This is a genomic window from Paenibacillus sp. MSJ-34 (assembly GCF_018918005.1).
In the GTDB taxonomy this organism is placed as follows: Bacteria; Bacillota; Bacilli; order Paenibacillales; family Paenibacillaceae; genus MSJ-34.
In genome coordinates this window covers 123,288-140,331 of sequence record NZ_JAHLPR010000007.1, presented here as the reverse complement: position 1 = coordinate 140,331, position 17,044 = coordinate 123,288, and the positions used below count along the sequence as shown (strand labels likewise).

Annotated in this window: 17 protein-coding genes; 5 read left to right on the top strand and 12 right to left on the bottom strand. The window is 50.7% G+C overall.

What is annotated here, in order from left to right; translation table 11 throughout:
• Positions 1 to 136: 136 nt before the first annotated feature.
• From mtnK to KQI79_RS05560, 4 genes are all read right to left on the bottom strand, one after another.
• On the bottom strand, positions 137 to 1,354 hold the full coding sequence (mtnK, locus tag KQI79_RS05575) for an S-methyl-5-thioribose kinase (protein WP_216537223.1): 1,218 nt from the start codon (positions 1,352 to 1,354) through the stop codon (positions 137 to 139).
• Between the two features lie 26 nt (positions 1,355 to 1,380).
• Positions 1,381 to 2,385, bottom strand: a complete 1,005-nt coding sequence (locus tag KQI79_RS05570) for an ABC transporter permease (protein ID WP_216537222.1) — start codon at positions 2,383 to 2,385, stop codon at positions 1,381 to 1,383.
• The gene (locus tag KQI79_RS05565; protein WP_253297955.1) at positions 2,382 to 3,902 is read right to left on the bottom strand and encodes a sugar ABC transporter ATP-binding protein; all 1,521 of its coding nucleotides are present in this window, start codon (positions 3,900 to 3,902) and stop codon (positions 2,382 to 2,384) included. The genes KQI79_RS05570 and KQI79_RS05565 overlap by 4 nt, the downstream gene beginning before the upstream one ends.
• Before the next feature lie 82 nt (positions 3,903 to 3,984).
• Positions 3,985 to 5,121 (bottom strand): sugar ABC transporter substrate-binding protein, encoded by a 1,137-nt coding sequence (locus tag KQI79_RS05560; protein WP_230191026.1) that lies wholly within the window; start codon positions 5,119 to 5,121, stop codon positions 3,985 to 3,987.
• 202 nt (positions 5,122 to 5,323) lie between these two features.
• On the opposite strand from KQI79_RS05560, the gene KQI79_RS05555 reads away from it, so the two are divergent.
• Entirely contained in the window at positions 5,324 to 5,974 is a 651-nt protein-coding gene (locus tag KQI79_RS05555; protein ID WP_216537221.1) for a metal-dependent hydrolase, read from the top strand.
• Positions 5,975 to 6,063: 89 nt separating this feature from the next.
• On the opposite strand, the gene KQI79_RS05550 is transcribed toward KQI79_RS05555, so the two are convergent.
• Genes KQI79_RS05550 through KQI79_RS05540 form a run of 3 tightly spaced genes read right to left on the bottom strand, consistent with a single transcriptional unit; the run spans position 6,064 to position 8,871 of the window.
• Positions 6,064 to 6,819, bottom strand: a complete 756-nt coding sequence (locus KQI79_RS05550) for an SDR family NAD(P)-dependent oxidoreductase (protein ID WP_216537220.1) — start codon at positions 6,817 to 6,819, stop codon at positions 6,064 to 6,066.
• Between the two features lie 53 nt (positions 6,820 to 6,872).
• Complete coding sequence (locus KQI79_RS05545; RefSeq protein ID WP_216537219.1) at positions 6,873 to 8,528, bottom strand: alpha/beta fold hydrolase; 1,656 nt, start codon at positions 8,526 to 8,528, stop codon at positions 6,873 to 6,875.
• A gap of 52 nt (positions 8,529 to 8,580) precedes the next feature.
• Complete coding sequence (locus KQI79_RS05540; protein ID WP_216537218.1) at positions 8,581 to 8,871, bottom strand: YuiB family protein; 291 nt, start codon at positions 8,869 to 8,871, stop codon at positions 8,581 to 8,583.
• Between the two features lie 227 nt (positions 8,872 to 9,098).
• On the opposite strand from KQI79_RS05540, the gene hemQ reads away from it, so the two are divergent.
• Together hemQ and KQI79_RS05530 are read left to right on the top strand one after the other, a co-directional pair.
• Positions 9,099 to 9,848 (top strand): hydrogen peroxide-dependent heme synthase, encoded by a 750-nt coding sequence (gene hemQ, locus KQI79_RS05535; RefSeq protein ID WP_216537217.1) that lies wholly within the window; start codon positions 9,099 to 9,101, stop codon positions 9,846 to 9,848.
• A 233-nt stretch (positions 9,849 to 10,081) separates the two neighbouring features.
• Positions 10,082 to 11,011 carry a polysaccharide deacetylase family protein gene (locus KQI79_RS05530; protein WP_216537216.1) on the top strand — a complete coding sequence of 310 codons (930 nt, stop codon included), beginning with the start codon at positions 10,082 to 10,084 and terminating at the stop codon, positions 11,009 to 11,011.
• A gap of 851 nt (positions 11,012 to 11,862) precedes the next feature.
• Here the strand turns inward: KQI79_RS05530 and KQI79_RS05525 are convergent.
• Both KQI79_RS05525 and KQI79_RS05520 read right to left on the bottom strand, forming a co-directional pair.
• Complete coding sequence (locus tag KQI79_RS05525; protein ID WP_216537215.1) at positions 11,863 to 12,117, bottom strand: hypothetical protein; 255 nt, start codon at positions 12,115 to 12,117, stop codon at positions 11,863 to 11,865.
• Positions 12,118 to 13,314 (bottom strand): NAD(P)/FAD-dependent oxidoreductase, encoded by a 1,197-nt coding sequence (locus KQI79_RS05520; protein WP_216537214.1) that lies wholly within the window; start codon positions 13,312 to 13,314, stop codon positions 12,118 to 12,120.
• A gap of 415 nt (positions 13,315 to 13,729) precedes the next feature.
• Here KQI79_RS05520 and KQI79_RS05515 point away from each other — a divergent pair, with 415 nt between their 5' ends.
• Together KQI79_RS05515 and KQI79_RS05510 are read left to right on the top strand one after the other, a co-directional pair.
• Positions 13,730 to 14,734, top strand: coding sequence for an NAD(P)/FAD-dependent oxidoreductase (locus KQI79_RS05515; protein WP_216537213.1), 1,005 nt, complete (start codon positions 13,730 to 13,732; stop codon positions 14,732 to 14,734).
• A 94-nt stretch (positions 14,735 to 14,828) separates the two neighbouring features.
• Positions 14,829 to 15,098 (top strand): hypothetical protein, encoded by a 270-nt coding sequence (locus KQI79_RS05510; protein ID WP_216537212.1) that lies wholly within the window; start codon positions 14,829 to 14,831, stop codon positions 15,096 to 15,098.
• A 16-nt stretch (positions 15,099 to 15,114) separates the two neighbouring features.
• Here the strand turns inward: KQI79_RS05510 and sda are convergent, their stop codons facing one another.
• The 3 genes from sda to KQI79_RS05495 form a co-directional block, all read right to left on the bottom strand.
• Positions 15,115 to 15,246 carry a sporulation histidine kinase inhibitor Sda gene (sda, locus tag KQI79_RS05505; RefSeq protein WP_216537211.1) on the bottom strand — a complete coding sequence of 44 codons (132 nt, stop codon included), beginning with the start codon at positions 15,244 to 15,246 and terminating at the stop codon, positions 15,115 to 15,117.
• 274 nt (positions 15,247 to 15,520) lie between these two features.
• On the bottom strand, positions 15,521 to 16,183 hold the full coding sequence (locus KQI79_RS05500; RefSeq protein ID WP_216537210.1) for a YheC/YheD family protein: 663 nt from the start codon (positions 16,181 to 16,183) through the stop codon (positions 15,521 to 15,523).
• Positions 16,184 to 16,519: 336 nt separating this feature from the next.
• On the bottom strand, positions 16,520 to 16,873 hold the full coding sequence (locus KQI79_RS05495) for a HesB/IscA family protein (protein WP_216537209.1): 354 nt from the start codon (positions 16,871 to 16,873) through the stop codon (positions 16,520 to 16,522).
• Positions 16,874 to 17,044: the final 171 nt, after the last annotated feature.

Sequence of the window (17,044 nt, the reverse complement as noted above, 5' to 3'; positions counted from 1 at the left end):
CATACACTTCGTTTCGTGAGACGATAGATGCAGGAAAACGCCTTGTCCGACTATTGCGATGACCACGATATAAAGCCGGTATGGAAGCCTACGATGATACGAGATAAAACTATTGTACCCAATGGATCTATGGGATTCAATATCGGATTTCGTTCCGTATTGCTCTCACATAATCGGCGCCGGTTGTATAATGCCCGCGCTCCATAATAAATTTCTTGCCGAGAATGAGACAAGCTCTCTCCGCCTTTTCTCTGGCTGTCGAATCGGCGATAGAGACGATATCCTTGACATGCGCGATGCCGAGCGTTCTGCGGCATAGCTCCAAACCGGCGGCGGCTGCCGTGTCACGCAAAATCGCACCCAAATAATATTCCCGGAAGCCTTTGTAGCCCGCTGTCCGTTCGGTTGCATGCTCTTGCCAGGCTTGCGCGAATTTCTCCTGGAACGTATCCACGATGTCTTCAATCGTCGCAAGCAGCCATTCCATATGAACGTCGCGCCGCTCGCCTTCTTCCAACGTCGCATCCGCGTACAGATAGGCGAAGACGAGATTGGCAATTACATTGCCGACATCGTAGCCGGCCGGACCGTAGAAAGCAAACTCGGGATCGATCATTTTCGTCGAGTCGGGCTTAATGAAGATCGAGCCTGTATGAAGATCGCCGTGCAGCAGCGATTGGGCATTGCTCATAAATTCGAATTTCAGCTTCGCCGTTTCCAATTGCAGCGCCTCGTCCTCCCATAAATGCCGCTTCGCGAACGCGCGCGTAGCCGGGAAAATATCGTTGCGCGGACAATCGTAGAACGGCTCGGTATATACCAGATCTTCGGTGATTTCGCATAAATCCGGATTGACGAAACGTTTAACGAGTTCTTTCTTTTCTTTATGATGCAGCACGACATCGCTGGTCAAAAGCAGCGTATTGACCAGAAATGTCGTAATATGGTCGGCAAACAGCGGAAATTGCTTATATTCCATCAGCGCTTTTCGCATAATTTCGTGATCGGACAAATCCTCCATCGCGCAGCAGTTCATTACGACATCGTACTTATACACTTGCGGCACCAAGCCGGGAGCCAGTTTATATTGCATTTGCAAAATTTCGCTCTCGATCCGGTTGCGATCCGTCGATACTTTGAATTCGTCGGAAATTCTCGCGACAGGTCCGGCCTGTTTAATAATAACGGATTTCCCCGTGTTTTCGTCGACAATTCGGAACACATAGTTCAAATTGCCGTCGCCGATTTCCTCGCATGTCAGCTTGGCGCCTTCCGCGAAAAAATCCAATTTTGTCCGCGCATACTCGATCGCATCCGGTTCTTTCATCGTAAAGTAAGCTTGAAAGTCGCTCATGCCCCATTTTTCCCCTCTCGTTTCCACTAATTTCTCCTATAATAGGTGATCGCCAAAGCAAAAGCAAGAACGGCGCCCTTCACAATATCCATCGCATAGTAAGGGACGGACAACATGACGAGCCCATTCTGCAGAATACCGATCAACACGGCGCCGACGAACGTTCCGATCGCATTCGGCTTCCCCGCCCCGAGAACGGAAAATCCGATAAATGCGGCCGCCACGGCGTCCATCAAGTAAGGCGCTCCGGCATTCACTTCCGCGGTCATGACGCGCGCGCCGAGTATAATGCCGCCGATCGCGGCGAATAGAGCCGACAGCAAATAAGCGAGCACGCGGTAGCGATTGACGGGAATTCCCGACAGCTTCGCCGCCTCCATATTGCCGCCGATAACATACATGAAGCGTCCGTGTTTCGTATAGGTCAGGAACAGATGCACGAGAACGACGATTGTCAGCATAATGACAATAATCCACGGCACCTGGCCGATTTTGCCGAATAAAGCCGGAATTTGCCCTGTTGCGAAATTGCCGTCAGGCATAATCATATTTTGCGATATCGTCGCCCCGCGGGTATACGTCAAAGCGATCCCTTGAAAGACGAACATCATGGCGAGCGTAATCAGCATATCTTGAATTTTGAATTTGACGATGAAAAAGGAGTTAACAACGCCCACGGCAAGGCAGACGAGCAGCGTCAAGACGATGCCGGCCGGGACGTTCAGCCCATGCCACACGAACATCGAGATGACGAACGCGTTGGCGATCGAGGCCGTCGATCCGACGGAAAGATCGAATCCGCCGACGGTTAACGATATCGTAATTCCGGTTGCGATAATCGTTACAATCGAAATAGAGCGCAATATGTTAATAATGTTGGTCGGTTGCAAAAAGCTGCTGGACATTGCGCCGAACACGGCAATGAGCAGCAAGATAGTGAGGATCGTTCCGTATTTGTATAGAAACCCGATAAGATGAAATGAAGCGTTCATCGATCCGGATTTCGTTCGGACGGGCTTTGGCGAATTCATGCCGGCATGCCTCCTGTCGAATAGAACAGCAATTCTTCTTCGTTCGTATTTTTCGTTTCCAGCTCTTTTACAATTTTGCCGTCGTACAGCACATAGGTTCGATCGGTGATGCCCATCAGCTCGGACAGCTCGCATGTCGCATAAATAACGCACTTCCCGCGTTTGGCGAGCTCGGCGATAAGCGTAAATATATCTTTTTTCGCCCCCACGTCGACGCCTTTCGTCGGTTCGTCAAAAATGTAGACTTCGGCATCCGCAATCAACCATTTGCCGATAGCCACTTTTTGCTGATTGCCGCCCGACAAGTTGCGCACGACGGTCTGCCCATGCGGCGTTTTAATTCCCAAGTCGCCGATCATTTGGGCCGCCGCCGTCCTTTCCCGCTTGCCGCTGACGATCTGTCCCCATGTGCAAAACTGCGCAAGGCTCGCCGCCGTCAAGTTCGCAACGACCGATTCGCCGACGAGAACCCCTTCTTTTCTCCGCTCCTCCGGAACGAGGGCGATCCCTTGCCTCACCGCATCGTACGGCGTTCTCACGCGAATGTCGGCGCCGTGCAGAAGGCGCTCCCCGGAAGCGGATTCGGACGCTCCGAACAACGCTTTGCATAGCTCCGTCTTGCCGGCTCCGACGAGCCCGGCCAAGCCGACGATTTCCCCTTTGCGAACATACAAATCGATATGATCGATTTTGCCGGGATCGGTAAATCGGCGCGCTTCAAAACCGATCTCCCCGATGACGCGCTCTTCCCTCGGAAACTGCTGTTCCAGCTTGCGTCCGAGCATATGCTCGACGACCTCATGCTGCGCGATATCGGCCATATTCGCTTTGGCGACGAATTTCCCGTCGCGCATGACGGTAATTTCGTCGCATATTTCGTATAATTCCGGAAGCCGGTGGGAGATGAAAATAACGCCGACATTGTCCCGCTTCAGTTCGCGGACGATGCGGAACAATTGATCGGTTTCCGAACGGCTGAGCGGCGCCGTTGGCTCGTCCAAAATAAGAAACCTGCAAGATTTGGAGATCGCCCGGGCGATTAGCACCATTTGCTTTTCGGCCAACGACAGCTCGCTAACCGTTGTTTTCGAAGAAACCCGCACATTAATTTTGTTCAATATATCCTGCGCGCTGCGATGCAGCCCGCGCCAACGGATCAACTGCTTCTTCCCCATGCCCGCAACCATGTCGTCCAGCATAATGTTCTCGCCGACCGTCAAGTACGGGATCAACGCCGTATCGACTTCCTGATAGACGATTTGAATACCCAAATCTTTCGCATCTTTAGGCGAGCGGATATTCACTTCCCGTCCGCCGATTCGTATTTCGCCCGTATAATGGCCGTACGCGCCGGAGAGCACTTTCATCAACGTCGATTTGCCCGCGCCGTTCGCGCCGATCAGCGCATGGGAACTTCCGGTCGCCGTCCGGAAGTCGACGCCAGCCAGCGCCTGAACGCCGGGAAAAGCAATGGATATATGATTCATCTCCAGTTCGATTTGCTCCGATTGTTTCATCCACTTCTCACCTCCAACGGGAAATAACCATTAGCAAGCGCTCTTACATGCATAAGAGCGCTTGGCGATAACATATTTTCTATTACTTTTTGTTCGCTTCCTTCAAAGCTTTCATCCAATCCGTCTCGAAAGCGTCCGTAGTGCCCCAACCCGGGATAATGTCGGCCAAGTTAACCATGTTTACAGCTTCGCTTGCCTGTTTCAATTTATCCTGTGTAATAAGAGCGGCTTCCAGGTCATATTTTTGCGGCGTTTCTTCGCCGGCAATTTTGCCGGCGAGAATTCTTACATTCACCGCTCCGATCATTTTCGGATCGACCGCGGCTGTCGCCGCCCACGGGCTGCCTTCTTCCTGCATCGCTTGCAGATCCGCATTGGACACGTCGATGCCGTAAATTTTGATTTCATCTCGGCCCGCTTCCTTGATCGCGCGGGTAGCGCCGATCGCAAATGCGTCCCAAGCCGCGAAGATCGCGTCGATCTCGCCTTTCGGATGCTTGGTCAGCATGGCCGCTACCGCATTTTGCGTTTGCACCGAAGTGTCGGCCGAGGCGATGCCGAATCTTTCAACTTCCTTGATGCCGGGGTTTTGCTGCAGCGTCTCTTGATAGACGTGATTGCGTCTGACCATCGGCGGGAAGCCGTCGACCCATAAATAGACGATCTTCGCATCATTTCCTTGTTCTTGAATCAATTGATCCAAAGCGAATTTCGCCAGAGCCTCGTCGTCCTGGGACGTGAGAGTCACGCCTTCGATCTGCTCCAAATCCGGCGTCGAGTCGAATGTAACGACCGGAATGCCTTTTCCGGTTATTTTCTTGACATCTTCCACCGTAGCCGCATCGTCGCCATGCGAAATGATGAAGCCGTCATAGTCTTTCTCCAGCGCTTGCGCGATGGCGTCATGGAATTTGGCCGTGTCGCCGTTAGCCGAGAACGAATCTACGGTGAAGCCGAGCGATTCGCCCTCTTGCTTTGCCCCGGCCAAAAATTGCGCCGTATGGTCGTCCCCGCCGATTTTGCGGACCACCATAATTTTCACCTTATCTTTTTGCGCTATTTTGTCCGGCAAGTTCTCTACCTTTTCATTAACCGCCGGAGTTTCTCCTTCGGAAGCAGTCGGCGCAGCTTCCCCGCCTCCGCCGTTCGAGCATGCTGTAGCGATCAACATAACCGCCAGCACCAAGATGATCCATTTGTTCTGTTTCCATTTGTGCATCCACTATACACCCCTTCAGTCATCACTTGTAACACAAAAATATAATTACTAGTAATCCTATCGGATATAAATTTAATAGTCAATAGTTTTTTCATTTTTATCCAAGGTTGTATGGACAAGAGCTGGCGTGTATAATGGATAAGCAAACATATGTTTGTCATGTGTTCGCGATCTACCGACATCTTCAGTCATAGGAGGAAGCATGAAAGGAACAACACATCTCGCAATCGGCGCAACCATCGGCTTGGCGGCCGCCGCCTACTACCCGTTCAGCTTCAATCATGCCGTCTTGTACATATCGATCGCGGCCTTCTCGGCTTTGAGCGCGGATCTGGACGGACCGAGCATGCTTAGCAGCAAGCTCGGCAAATTATCGAAGATGCTTCATGAACTTATCCTTTGGTCCGGCGTCCTCTCTTTCGCGGGCGTCATTTATATGTATTTCGTACATCAATCGATAGACAGGGCATTCGCAACCGTCACGGTCGTCCTGTTCCTGCTCGGCTGCGTCGCGAAAGCCGGCGTCATTCGCAATGCGCTGATCAGCCTGATCGGCGCCGGATTGATAGCGGCGGGATGGATCGCCTCTGCAAGCTGGCTGATCGGTTTAGGCTTGTTTATCGCTTGCGCGCCATGGCTGAAGCATAGAGGCATGACCCATACCGTATGGGCTGTTATCCTATGGACGGCGATCGGATCAGGCATGGAGCGCGACTTGCAAATCGAAGGGATCGCAACCGTTGCGGCAGCCGGCTATTTGTCCCATCTGCTGGCCGATACGCTGACGCCGAGCGGCGTCAAATGGCTATACCCCTTATACAAGAAAGCGATCAAAGTTCCTTTGAAGCGATAGTCCTGTCAGGAACAGCTTTAGACCATGGCGGCCAAACGGCGAAATCCCGTTCTCCTATGCGAAGAACGGGATTTCGTTCATGAAGCCTATTATTGTGCCGAATAACCGCCATCGACCGGCAGTTCAATGCCTGTGATGAACGAGGAGGCGTCGGATGCCAGGAACAGCACGCCTTCCGCCACATCGATCGCTTTGCCGAGACGCGGCAACGGTGTTTGGGACAGGAACCATTGCATCATCCGCTCATCCGCGAACAATCCGGTCGTCATTGGCGTTTCGATATATCCCGGATGAACCGAATTGACGCGAATGTTGTCTTTCGCATAGTCGACCGCCGCCGCTTTAGTTAACAGACGCACCGCTCCTTTGGATGCCGTATAGGGTCCCGCTCCGCTGCCGCCCGTCAAACCGGCGATCGAAGAAATGTTCACGATGGACCCGCCCTTATTTGCCAGCATGTGAGGAATGACGTATTTCATGCCGAGGAACGTGCCCGTCAAATTGATGTCCATAATTTTATTCCACGTTTCCAGCGTAATTTCATGCATCCGCGTCGCATCGCCGGAAACGCCGGCGTTGTTAACGAGAATATCCACCTTGCCGTATTTTGCGATCGTCTCTTTCACAATCTGAGCCCATTGATCTTCCGAAGCGACGTTATGGGAGAAGCCGGCCGCTTCGCCGCCGTTTTCTTGAATGAGGGCGACAACTTCGCGAACAGTCTCCTCCCGGATGTCGGTGGCTACGACTTTGGCACCTTCCCTCGCGAACAGCAGCGCTTCTTCTCTTCCCATCCCGCTGCCTGCGCCTGTTACGATCGCTACTTTATTTTCTAAACGAGCCATCTCTGTTGACCCCCTATTTATATGAAGAAATTTGTGGTCTTTTCATTGTTGCCCTATTTTGTTTCTTTCACCCATTTCGCCAAGTCCTCGATGACTGTCTCGGGCACATTGGCGGGAATGCCATATTCTTCGCCGGTCGACGGTTTGTCGTACGGCGTGAAGAAATGGTTCAATTTCTGATAAAGCTTATACGTCACGTTCTTTCGTTCCGCCAGAGCCGATTTCCAGCCGTCCAAGTGGGTTTTGTCGACCTGCACGTCATTGTCGCCTTGGGCGATGAATAACGGTACGCTTTGAGATTTGGCGATTTCGCCGCCTTTGTAATTGCGGAAATCGAACCACCAGTATGCGTTCGGCATCGGGAACGACGGTGGAAGATTTGCCGCGGAATAAGCCGGATTATTCAATAGCGCCAGCACTCCGTCCCATTGCTTCGCTTGCGCTTCCAGTTGAGCAATCGTCTCTTGGGGCGCCCCGGCTTGTTTCGCCCGGTCGACCATGCCTTTAAATTGCACCGCCATCACATCTTCGATCGAACCGGCCGGGCCGGCCATAATCATCGCGCCCGCAATGGCCTTGTCTTGGTCCTGCTCGATCATTCTCGGCACCAGCATGCCGCCTTGGCTATGTCCCAACACAAAAAGCCGCTTCGGATCGATTTGCTTTTTCGTTTTCAACACTTGAATCGCCGCAATTGCATCGTCGATCGTTTCGTCCCGCACCGAAAATTTCGGATGCTGCGATTTGAACGGATGCTCGCGCGTGCGTTTCTCGTAACGCAGCACGGCGATTCCGTGATTCGCCAAGCCGCCCGCCAAGTCGCGGAACATTTTGCTGCCGCCCATCGATTCGTCCCGGTCATTAGGCCCCGATCCTTGCACGAGCACGACGGCCGGGAACGGCCCCTCGCCGACCGGGATCGTCAGCGTTCCCGGCAACGCCAATTTGCCTGTGCCGACAACGACTTCCTGCTCCGTAAATTTGGCCGGATTGTAATACGATGGCGATTTATATGTATCTGCCGCCATGGAATACGGGATATACATATCGTTCAGCTTGTTGTCCGCGTCGAACCGCAGTTCCAGGCTAACATGCATGCCTTGGCCGTTCTGGTACAACAGCCGTACGTTCTGGTGAACGGCCGTGATTTCCTCCGAGCGTTCCTTCAGCGCGGTCAATGTGCCGAACATCGCTCCAAGCTGCTGCCACGTCGCTTTCAGCATGCTTTCCGGCAGCGCTTTTTTCAGATCGTCGCTCATCATGCTGCGCGCTTGCGCCGTTTGCCCCGATTCAAGCAATTTCACGAAACGGCTCGCTTTCGTCTTCACATCCGTCGGGCGGATGATCGGTTCGCCCTTGGCGCTCCAATCGATCTTCACGTCGAGCGCTCTATTGAAATCGTCGACCGGAACGAGCAGCACCGCCTTATCGTCGTAGCTTGCGGCAGCGCTCAATTCGAACGGATCCCCGTCGATTTCCGACTGCGCTTCGCCCGGACGAACGGCCCATTGATGCCTGTCGTACTCAACGGTAACCCGCTTCTGCTGATTGTCCCACTTCACCTTGGCCCCGATCGATTCGGCAGCTTGACGAAGCGGCAGCATCGGCGCATGCGCGGAGGCGTCATGCATTTCCACCGCATACGATGCGGGCGCGGCCGAGAACATGGATATTGCGGCGAATAAAGCGATAACCAGTTTTTTGTTCATCTGAATTCTCCCTTCTTGTTTGTCGCGAAGATAACATTCTTATTTGCTGCTGTCAGAACATTTTGAATCCGGCTCGGCGCAGCTTGCGAATGGCGGCGCCGCTGGCCCAAGCGCCCACAAGTCCGCCAACGGCCGTCAAATAGTCGACGACGGAATAGGCGGCTAAATTGTCAAGCAGCGAGCCTTCTTTCCAAAACGAGAAAAACACGATCGGCAAAATGACGATAACAAACAAATAAGACGGGAACCAAGTCGTTTTCATCAACATATTTAAAATGAAACCGATACCGAACATCATGACGAAAAATAGTACAAACAAGACGAATACGGGAATAAAACCCATTTTGACGACACTCTCCTTCTGCTGTCAGACCATATCATGCATATACAATGATTTCCTAAGATGTAGTGTACTAAAAAAAAATTGGCGAAGCAACGAACATTCCGTGACTTTTCGTCACACTTCTGCCATATTTGCCCTTGTTTCGCGAATTGGCTACAATGAAGGCAGCGTCTATAATGAAATCGTTCATAGACAAATGCAAACAAGCATATGGAGGAGTGAATGGAATGAGCGAAGCGTTGCTAACTTTGGAAGGCTGGTATGCGTTGCACGATTTTCGCGCGGTCGATTGGCATGCCTGGAAAAAAAGCAGTGCGGAGGAGCGGCGCCAGGCGCTTGCGGAGCTGAAAGCGTTCATGCGGGACTGGGCGGGCGTCGAAGCGGATAACCGCGGCAGCACCGCCATCTATTCGATTGTGGGGCAAAAGGCCGATTTCGTCTTTATGCATTTGCGGGAAACGTTGGAAGAATTGAACGAGCTCGAGAACGAGTTCAACAAAACTTCGTTCGCGCAATACACGATCCCCGTCTATTCTTACGTCAGCGTCGTCGAATTAAGCAATTATATGGCCAAGCCCGGTTCCGATCCGATGGAAAATCCGGAGGTCGTCAAACGTCTGAAGCCGATTTTGCCGAAGAGCAAACATATTTGCTTCTATCCGATGAACAAAAAACGCGATCTGTCCGACAACTGGTACATGCTGTCGATGGACGAGCGCCGCGAAATGATGCGCAGCCACGGATTGATCGGCCGCTCCTACGCCGGGAAAGTGAAGCAGATCATTACCGGATCGGTCGGTCTCGACGATTGGGAATGGGGCGTGACGCTGTTCTCCGACGACGCCCTTCAATTCAAGAAACTCGTCTATGAAATGCGGTTCGACGAAGTAAGCGCGCGTTTTGGCGAGTTCGGATCCTTCTACGTCGGGAATTTGTTAACGGAAGAGAAGTTCGATCAAATGCTGCATGTGAAATAGATCCAAGGCAAGCCGCCGAATCTTGATTCGGCGGTTTTGTTTGCGGATTGACGCCGCCGCCAAATCGGCATATGCTTACTATAACGCGGACAACCGCAGCAACAGAACGTACAGGCATAGAAGCGCCGCTACACCCCGTATAAATAAATAAAGAACATCTTTCATGTAAACGGTGTCATCATGGCGGCTTGTTCGCCAAGCGCAAGTTTCTCTTGAAAGGAGACCGATACGGTATGACGAAACAGCAGGTGAAAATGGGTTATGGCGAGAATGAGCGGTTATTGCTCATAAACGCCGACGATTTCGGCATGTGTCACGCATTTAACAAAGCGACGAAGCGGCTTCTGCTCGAGCGGGCGATCTCGTCCGCTACTTTGATGGTTCCCTGTCCTTGGGCGAAGGAAGCGGCCTCCTTCAGCCGCGATCATCCCGAATTGGATGTCGGCGTCCATCTGACGTTTACAAGCGAATGGCCGCTGTACAAGTGGGAACCGACAACCCGCAGCAGCGGCGTAGAATCGCTCCGTACGGAAGAAGGGTGGATGTATCCGGATTGCGAAACGTTCGAAAAAAACGCATCCGCTGAAGATGTAGCGGCAGAAATATCGAGCCAAATCGAGCGCGCAATCGCTTGGGGAGTCGATCCGACCCATTTGGACATTCACATGGGAAGTTTGTACGGTCTGGCGACAGGGCGCGATTTCTTGGACAGCGTGTTCGACGCATGTCTCCGTTTCGGCCTTCCGCTCCGGCTTCCGCGCGCATACGCCGAGCATCCCGATCTGCCGCCGCCGCTGCTTGATGTGGCCAAACAGCGCATTCAAGACGCCGAGCGGAAAGGGATTATGATCATCGACGATTTGCTCGGCCTGACCTTCCAATACGATGGTACGGAAACGTACGACACCGAGAAAGCCAAAATGGTCCAAATACTGCGCGGCTTGAAGCCCGGCATTTCGGAAATAATTATACATCCGGGATTCGATACGGAGGAGCTCCGCTCCATTATGCCGCATGCCCCGAAACGGGACATCGAAGCGAGATTGTTTCTTGACGAGGATATCCGGGCGCTGATCGCCGCGGAAGGCATCCGCATGATCACATGGCGGGAACTGCGCGACTTTCAACGGGGAGCCGGCGGGCAAGTTTCGACGGCGGAGTAAACATTCGGGACACTTGGCAGGCGCATGCGATATATTGCGCCGATTAGCAGGTAAAAACCGGAGGTAATTTCCCATAGTCGACCGAATGATACATACTAGCGGACATTTCTACATCTAAGTTACATCCGTACGATCAATAACGGCGATAACGGCGAACTAACGCCAGTTTCTCCATGTAATGAGGGCAAGGAGCCATTAGCGGTGCATCGAGCGTATTGCTGCTCTTCAAGCCCGAGGAAGCCGAAGCTGTATAGCGTGCTGGCAAGCGATTCCCGTGGGGTAAAAAGGTAAAGCCTGCGATCAGAGTCCACTTCATCATACCGCCGGCGGCTGACGATCCGCCCGAGCGGGCTAACGAAACTTAAACACGCTAATCGCCTGTAAATCATCATGTTGCAATGTCTAACGAAACTCAAACACGCTAATGAGGGGAAAAAGGCGGTGCAATCGCCGATTTCCAATGAATAACGATGCGTACTTTCGCTAGAATGGGGACGTCTTCATTTTGAGTCGAATAAGAATTTCCAGTTTCGTTTAGCGCCAAACAAGGAGCGTAGGTCCGCGCGATCGCCTTCGAAATGTAGGAGATATCCCCTTCTAAATGCGCGATAAAGCCAGTACATCAACGGTGGCGAATGATGAAGCAGACTCCATTGCGGGTTTTCGAAGCTATCAACTTCTCGATGCAACGCTAGTGGCAAGGAGCCGAATTACATTCATTTAGCGCCTATTTTTCCATTTAATAATGTCTAGCGACACTTGACGCATGCGCCCCGTCTAATCGGACGCATCCGCCAGCCGCTATATATAAAAGGGTTGAAGATACGATTCTTCAACCCTTTTGCACTCTTTTATTGATCGTCTTCTGCCCGTTCCTGCCTCATCGACTGCATGAACTCTGCCGTAGCTCGGTCGCGGGCGCGTCCTTTTTCTTTCAGCCTTTCAATCGCCGGCATGATCAACAGATCGACTTCCCTCTGCACGGTGTAGGCGAGATCGTACCGATTTTGCGATTCCAGGAACGAGCCGACCTCCATCAACGCATTGTAGCGGTCCAGTTCCTCACGGGTTAATAGACCTCTAACTTGTACGCTGCAGTGGCGCATTTAGAAGAACTTCCCTTTTTTGAGCACTAACGGAATGCCTCCGATAATGAACAAATATCGAATATCCACCGCTTTTTTCAGTTGGGCGGCGATAAATCCTTTAAATTTGCGGTTGCCGACGACGCCGATCGCTTCGCCTTTCCCTAAGGAAGCAACCGTTCCTTTATTGCTGAAAACGAATTTTTTCGGCTGCTGATTCCGGATCGAAGCGACGATGTTATGCGCGCATGTGACGCCTTGCTGCATCGCGATTTGCGCTGTCGGCGGATACGGACGCCCTTCCGGATTGAACATGAGCGAGTTGTCTCCAATAATATAGATGTTATCATGGCCCGGCGCGCGCAAATATTCATCGACCTTCACCCGTCCGCGCATCGTCTCGAAACCGGCTTCTTCGATCATATGGTTGCCGCGGATTCCGCCCGTCCAAACGACCGTACCGGCTTTAATAAATTCATTTTCTCCGACAATGACGCCATCCGGCGTGCATTCTTTAATCGCGGTGCCGATTTTGAACGTAACGCCTTTCTTTTTCAGCACATCCATGGCGTACTCCACCAATTCCGGATCGAATCCCGGCAAGGCGCTCGGAGCCGCTTCGATATTATATATTTTCACCAACTCAGGGTCGACGTCATATTCTTTGCAAAGCTTCGGAATGCGGTCCGCGAGCTCCGCGACGAACTCGATGCCCGTAAAACCGGCGCCGCCAACGACGAAGGTCAGGCATTCCGTACGCGATTGATCGCGCTTATAGCGGGCGAATTGAAACTCGATATGTTGACGGATAAAGCGAACAGAGTTGATGCTCCGAATGTTCATCGCATGCTCGGCCATTCCCGGAATTCCGAACGTTTCAGGCTCTCCGCCCATTGCGATGATTAAATAATCGAAAGACAACGCGCTGCCGTCTTCAAGCAGCACTTTTTTGTCCTGGAGACGAATTTGTTGAACCGTCGCTTTGACGAAATCGATTTTGAATTCGTCAATCAGCTTGGATATCGAAACGCGGGCGTTTTCCATTTTATCCGTACCGGCCGCGGGCATATGAAGATGCGTCGTAAAATAATGATAATCATGCTTATTGACCAACGTAACGTCGGCCTCGTTATAATTCAGTTCTTTTTGCAACCGCTGTGCAGTCAGTATCCCTCCGTATCCGGCTCCGAGGATGACGATTTTCGGTATGTTACTCATCAACAATCCCTTCCATTTCGTAAAATTTGTGATTTTCTCTAATTTTTTTATAAAAGTTTGTGAAAAATTACACAATAATAACCAAAAGTTTTGTTTTCCATCTTGGAAATAGGATCAACATTTTGTGAACAATTTATGAATAAACCGTTACAAAATATCGCAAATTACGACACCTAATTTTTATAATTCAAATGAAATCATATCATTTTTCAAAATAATATCAAGTCTTTTTTCAAAATCAATGATCAATTTATCATATCGGCATTTGAAGTTTGATATTTATTAACAATTGGCACGCCAAATGAGGTTTTCTTTCCCTTCCCACTAAGCTTATAATAAGAGAGGTTGTTCAAAAAGCTCCCTTTTTGAACAAGCGGAAAGAAACCTATTTTATAAGAACTTCGGAGGTGCTTTTGTGGATCAGCAACAACATACATCTCACGATATCGTAGACATCGTCATTATCGGCGGCGGACCCGCCGGAATGTTTGCCGCATTTTACGGCGGCATGCGACAAGCGTCCGTCAAAATGATTGAAAATATGCCGCAGTTAGGCGGTCAATTATCCGCTCTCTACCCGGAAAAATACATTTACGATGTAGCCGGCTTTCCGAAAATTACGGCACAGGAGCTTGTCGACAATTTGAAACAGCAAATGGCGCTCTTCGATCCGCAAATCTGTTTGGACGAAAGAGTTCTGAACGTTGCAAAAAAGGACGAGCGTTTGTTTGAGATTACGACCAATAAAGGGGTACATAAAGCGAAGGCGGTTATTATTACGGCAGGAGTCGGGGCTTTCGAGCCGCGCCGTCTCGAATTGCCCGAAGCCGCTTCGTTTGAGAATAAAAATTTGCACTATTTCGTCAACGATTTGGGGCAGTTCTCCGGCCAGAACGTCCTGATCAGCGGCGGCGGCGATTCGGCCGTCGATTGGGCCCTCATGCTGGAGCCAATCGCGAAGCAAGTTACGCTCGTACATCGCCGCGACAAGTTCCGGGCGCATGAACATAGCGTGGAACGGCTGATGGCGTCCAAAGTGAATGTCGTCACATTCGCCGAAATTACGGCGTTGCACGGCGGCGACCGGATCGAGAAGGTAACGCTCACCGACATGAAAACGAAGCAAACGCAGCAAATCGACGCGGACGCGGTCATTGTCAATTTCGGCTTCGTCTCTTCTCTCGGACCGATTGCGGAATGGGGGCTGCAAATCGAGAACAACTCGATCGTCGTCGATTCCCGCATGGCGACGAATATTCCCGGCATTTTCGCCGCAGGCGACATTACGACGTATCCCGGCAAGCTCAAACTGATTGCCGTCGGATTCGGCGAGGCGCCTACGGCGGTTAACAATGCCAAAGTGTATATCGATCCGAACGCCCGGCTTTCCCCGGGCCATAGCAGCAATATGAAGTTGTAGATCTCCGATCGTTGTAAAAACGGCTGTATTGGGTATCCTACTCCTTAACAATCGACGCATCGCATGATGCCGGAATGTAAGGAGAGGATACCTTTTGTTTCATTTGTGCCCATTATGTAATGGTCTCACTTCGTTAGAGGTTGCTTGCCCGGTCTGTACGCATCAGACGATCGATTACGGGAAATTGGACGATTTCGCCGGCCCGTACAGCCCGTACGAACCGTTGCATCAAGCCGCGGCAATGTCCCAAATTTTGCTCGCCGAAACCGACCGCGAACATTACTGCGTGCATGTGCTGTATTGCGCGAATTGCAACAGGGATTATCGCTGTAAAATTCAAGAATGGGGATCGATTGTTACGTGAAATGAAGGGGGAATCGTTACGAAAGAATAACCGGCAATTTTCTTCGATCAATTTCATTGAATAAAATTTGTATGAATTCTTTGTCCAGTTGCAATTCAACCGCTTTGTAATAAGATTCGAGCAACATGGTGTCGGAAAGCAACGCCATAGATTTTCACACCCTTTCCTAATATTTCCTACGAATCTATCATAACATGCCCAACTTTAACAGAACAAGCGTTCCGGTTATCCACAATTCGCTGTGGAAATCCTGTGAATACTTTGTGAGCAAGTAATGAAATCCCTTTGTTATTCGGGTGGATAATGTGGATAGACTTATTCACAATCGATAACCGGAACGTTAATAATAAAAAACTTCTATTAATCTATCATCCGACAACAACCGAAAACTATCGACCAACCCGCCCCCACCGACCGACCGATCATTGCGGCCGCGTGTTAACTTCGATAATCCAAACTTTCCCGCTTCGATCAATGCCATAATCGAATCCCAATTCGCCGATCCCCGGAAAACGCGCTTCCAGAATCTCAGTACATTTTCGCGTTAAGATCCGCATCTCGTTTCGTTTCGGTTTGACCATCGCTTTCGAGAAAGAATGGCGGACCGCCGGCGCGAAACGGATCATCGTCCCGCCTTTGCACAAATTGGTGACGAACAAGCCTTTGCGGGCGAGACGTCCCAACATCGAGCGAAACACCCATCTCCCTTCGGTTTTGACATATTTCACGCGGTAATCGATCGGCCGGCCTTGGATCGTCGCCAAATGGATTCCTTGCTGGATGATGTAGCCCCGTTTTTTCTTCACCCGTGCCAATGAGTGGAACAACCTTTCAAAACCTTGAAACGATCTTTTATGGGAAAGATACGTATAGGAATACATGTCGCCTTTCTTACTGACCTTAATCACGCCGTAACCGCCGCCACCTACGACCGGCTTTATAACTACCATTCCGTAAACGGATAACATGTGCCGCAAATTGTCCGCATTGAATTTTTTCGTCTGAGGAATATGGCCAGCTACCATTGCATCGGAAAGCAACGCTTCCGTTTTTAGCCATTTATTGGCTAACTGTCTTCCTGGCATATGCGTCTCTCCTCTCTGGTGGTATACTTATTCATACTCAAACGGGACGTGCACCTCTTGTATGTTTATCCAAGGCTAGCGCCTTATTTTAATAGAAAACTAGACTAAGAGCCTAGAAGAGAGGGCGGTTGTCGGCAGAACGCAGGACTTTCGTCGATTTAATTGAAAGAATCGTGATACTCTGAAGGAAGGGGATAGCGGCAAAAGGAAGGGAATTAAACGAGGCAAAAAAAAAACGCCGCGTAACGCGGCGCTCTCTTCCTAACGAGACATTCGTCTGCTTGCTTATAAAGTTTATATTGCAGTTTCCCGGAATTTCCCGTGCACGAGAGGGAGTTAACATTCGCTTGGCGTTCCCGCTTCTTCGCGCGTGCGGAACGACGATCCGCAGCCGCATGTCGCGATGGCGTTCGGATTATGAATAGTAAACCCTCCGCCCATGCCTGATTCTTTATAATCGATTTCAACGCCGTACAAATATTTCGCGCTGTCTTCGTCGACAACGACTTTCATCCCTTTAATATCAAGAACTTTATCGTTATAATTCTGCTCGTTGTCCAGACCCATGCCGTAGGAGAAACCGCTGCATCCCCCCGCTTGCACCGCAATCCGCAGAAATAAATTCGGCGTTTCTTCCGCTGCAAGCATTTCTTGTATTTTCTCAATCGCCGTATCGCTGATTGTAATCACGGCAACTACCTCCTCCTAAACCGTCTTATTAACAGTATACCGAACTATTCATTCTCTCTCAAGTGACATTCGCTAAGTTGGAAATATACTCGCTTTTTTATGGTAACCGTATTGCCCCTCTCCTATGTGAGGTTTATAATAGAAATCAGATTCACGAACCCAACCCTATGG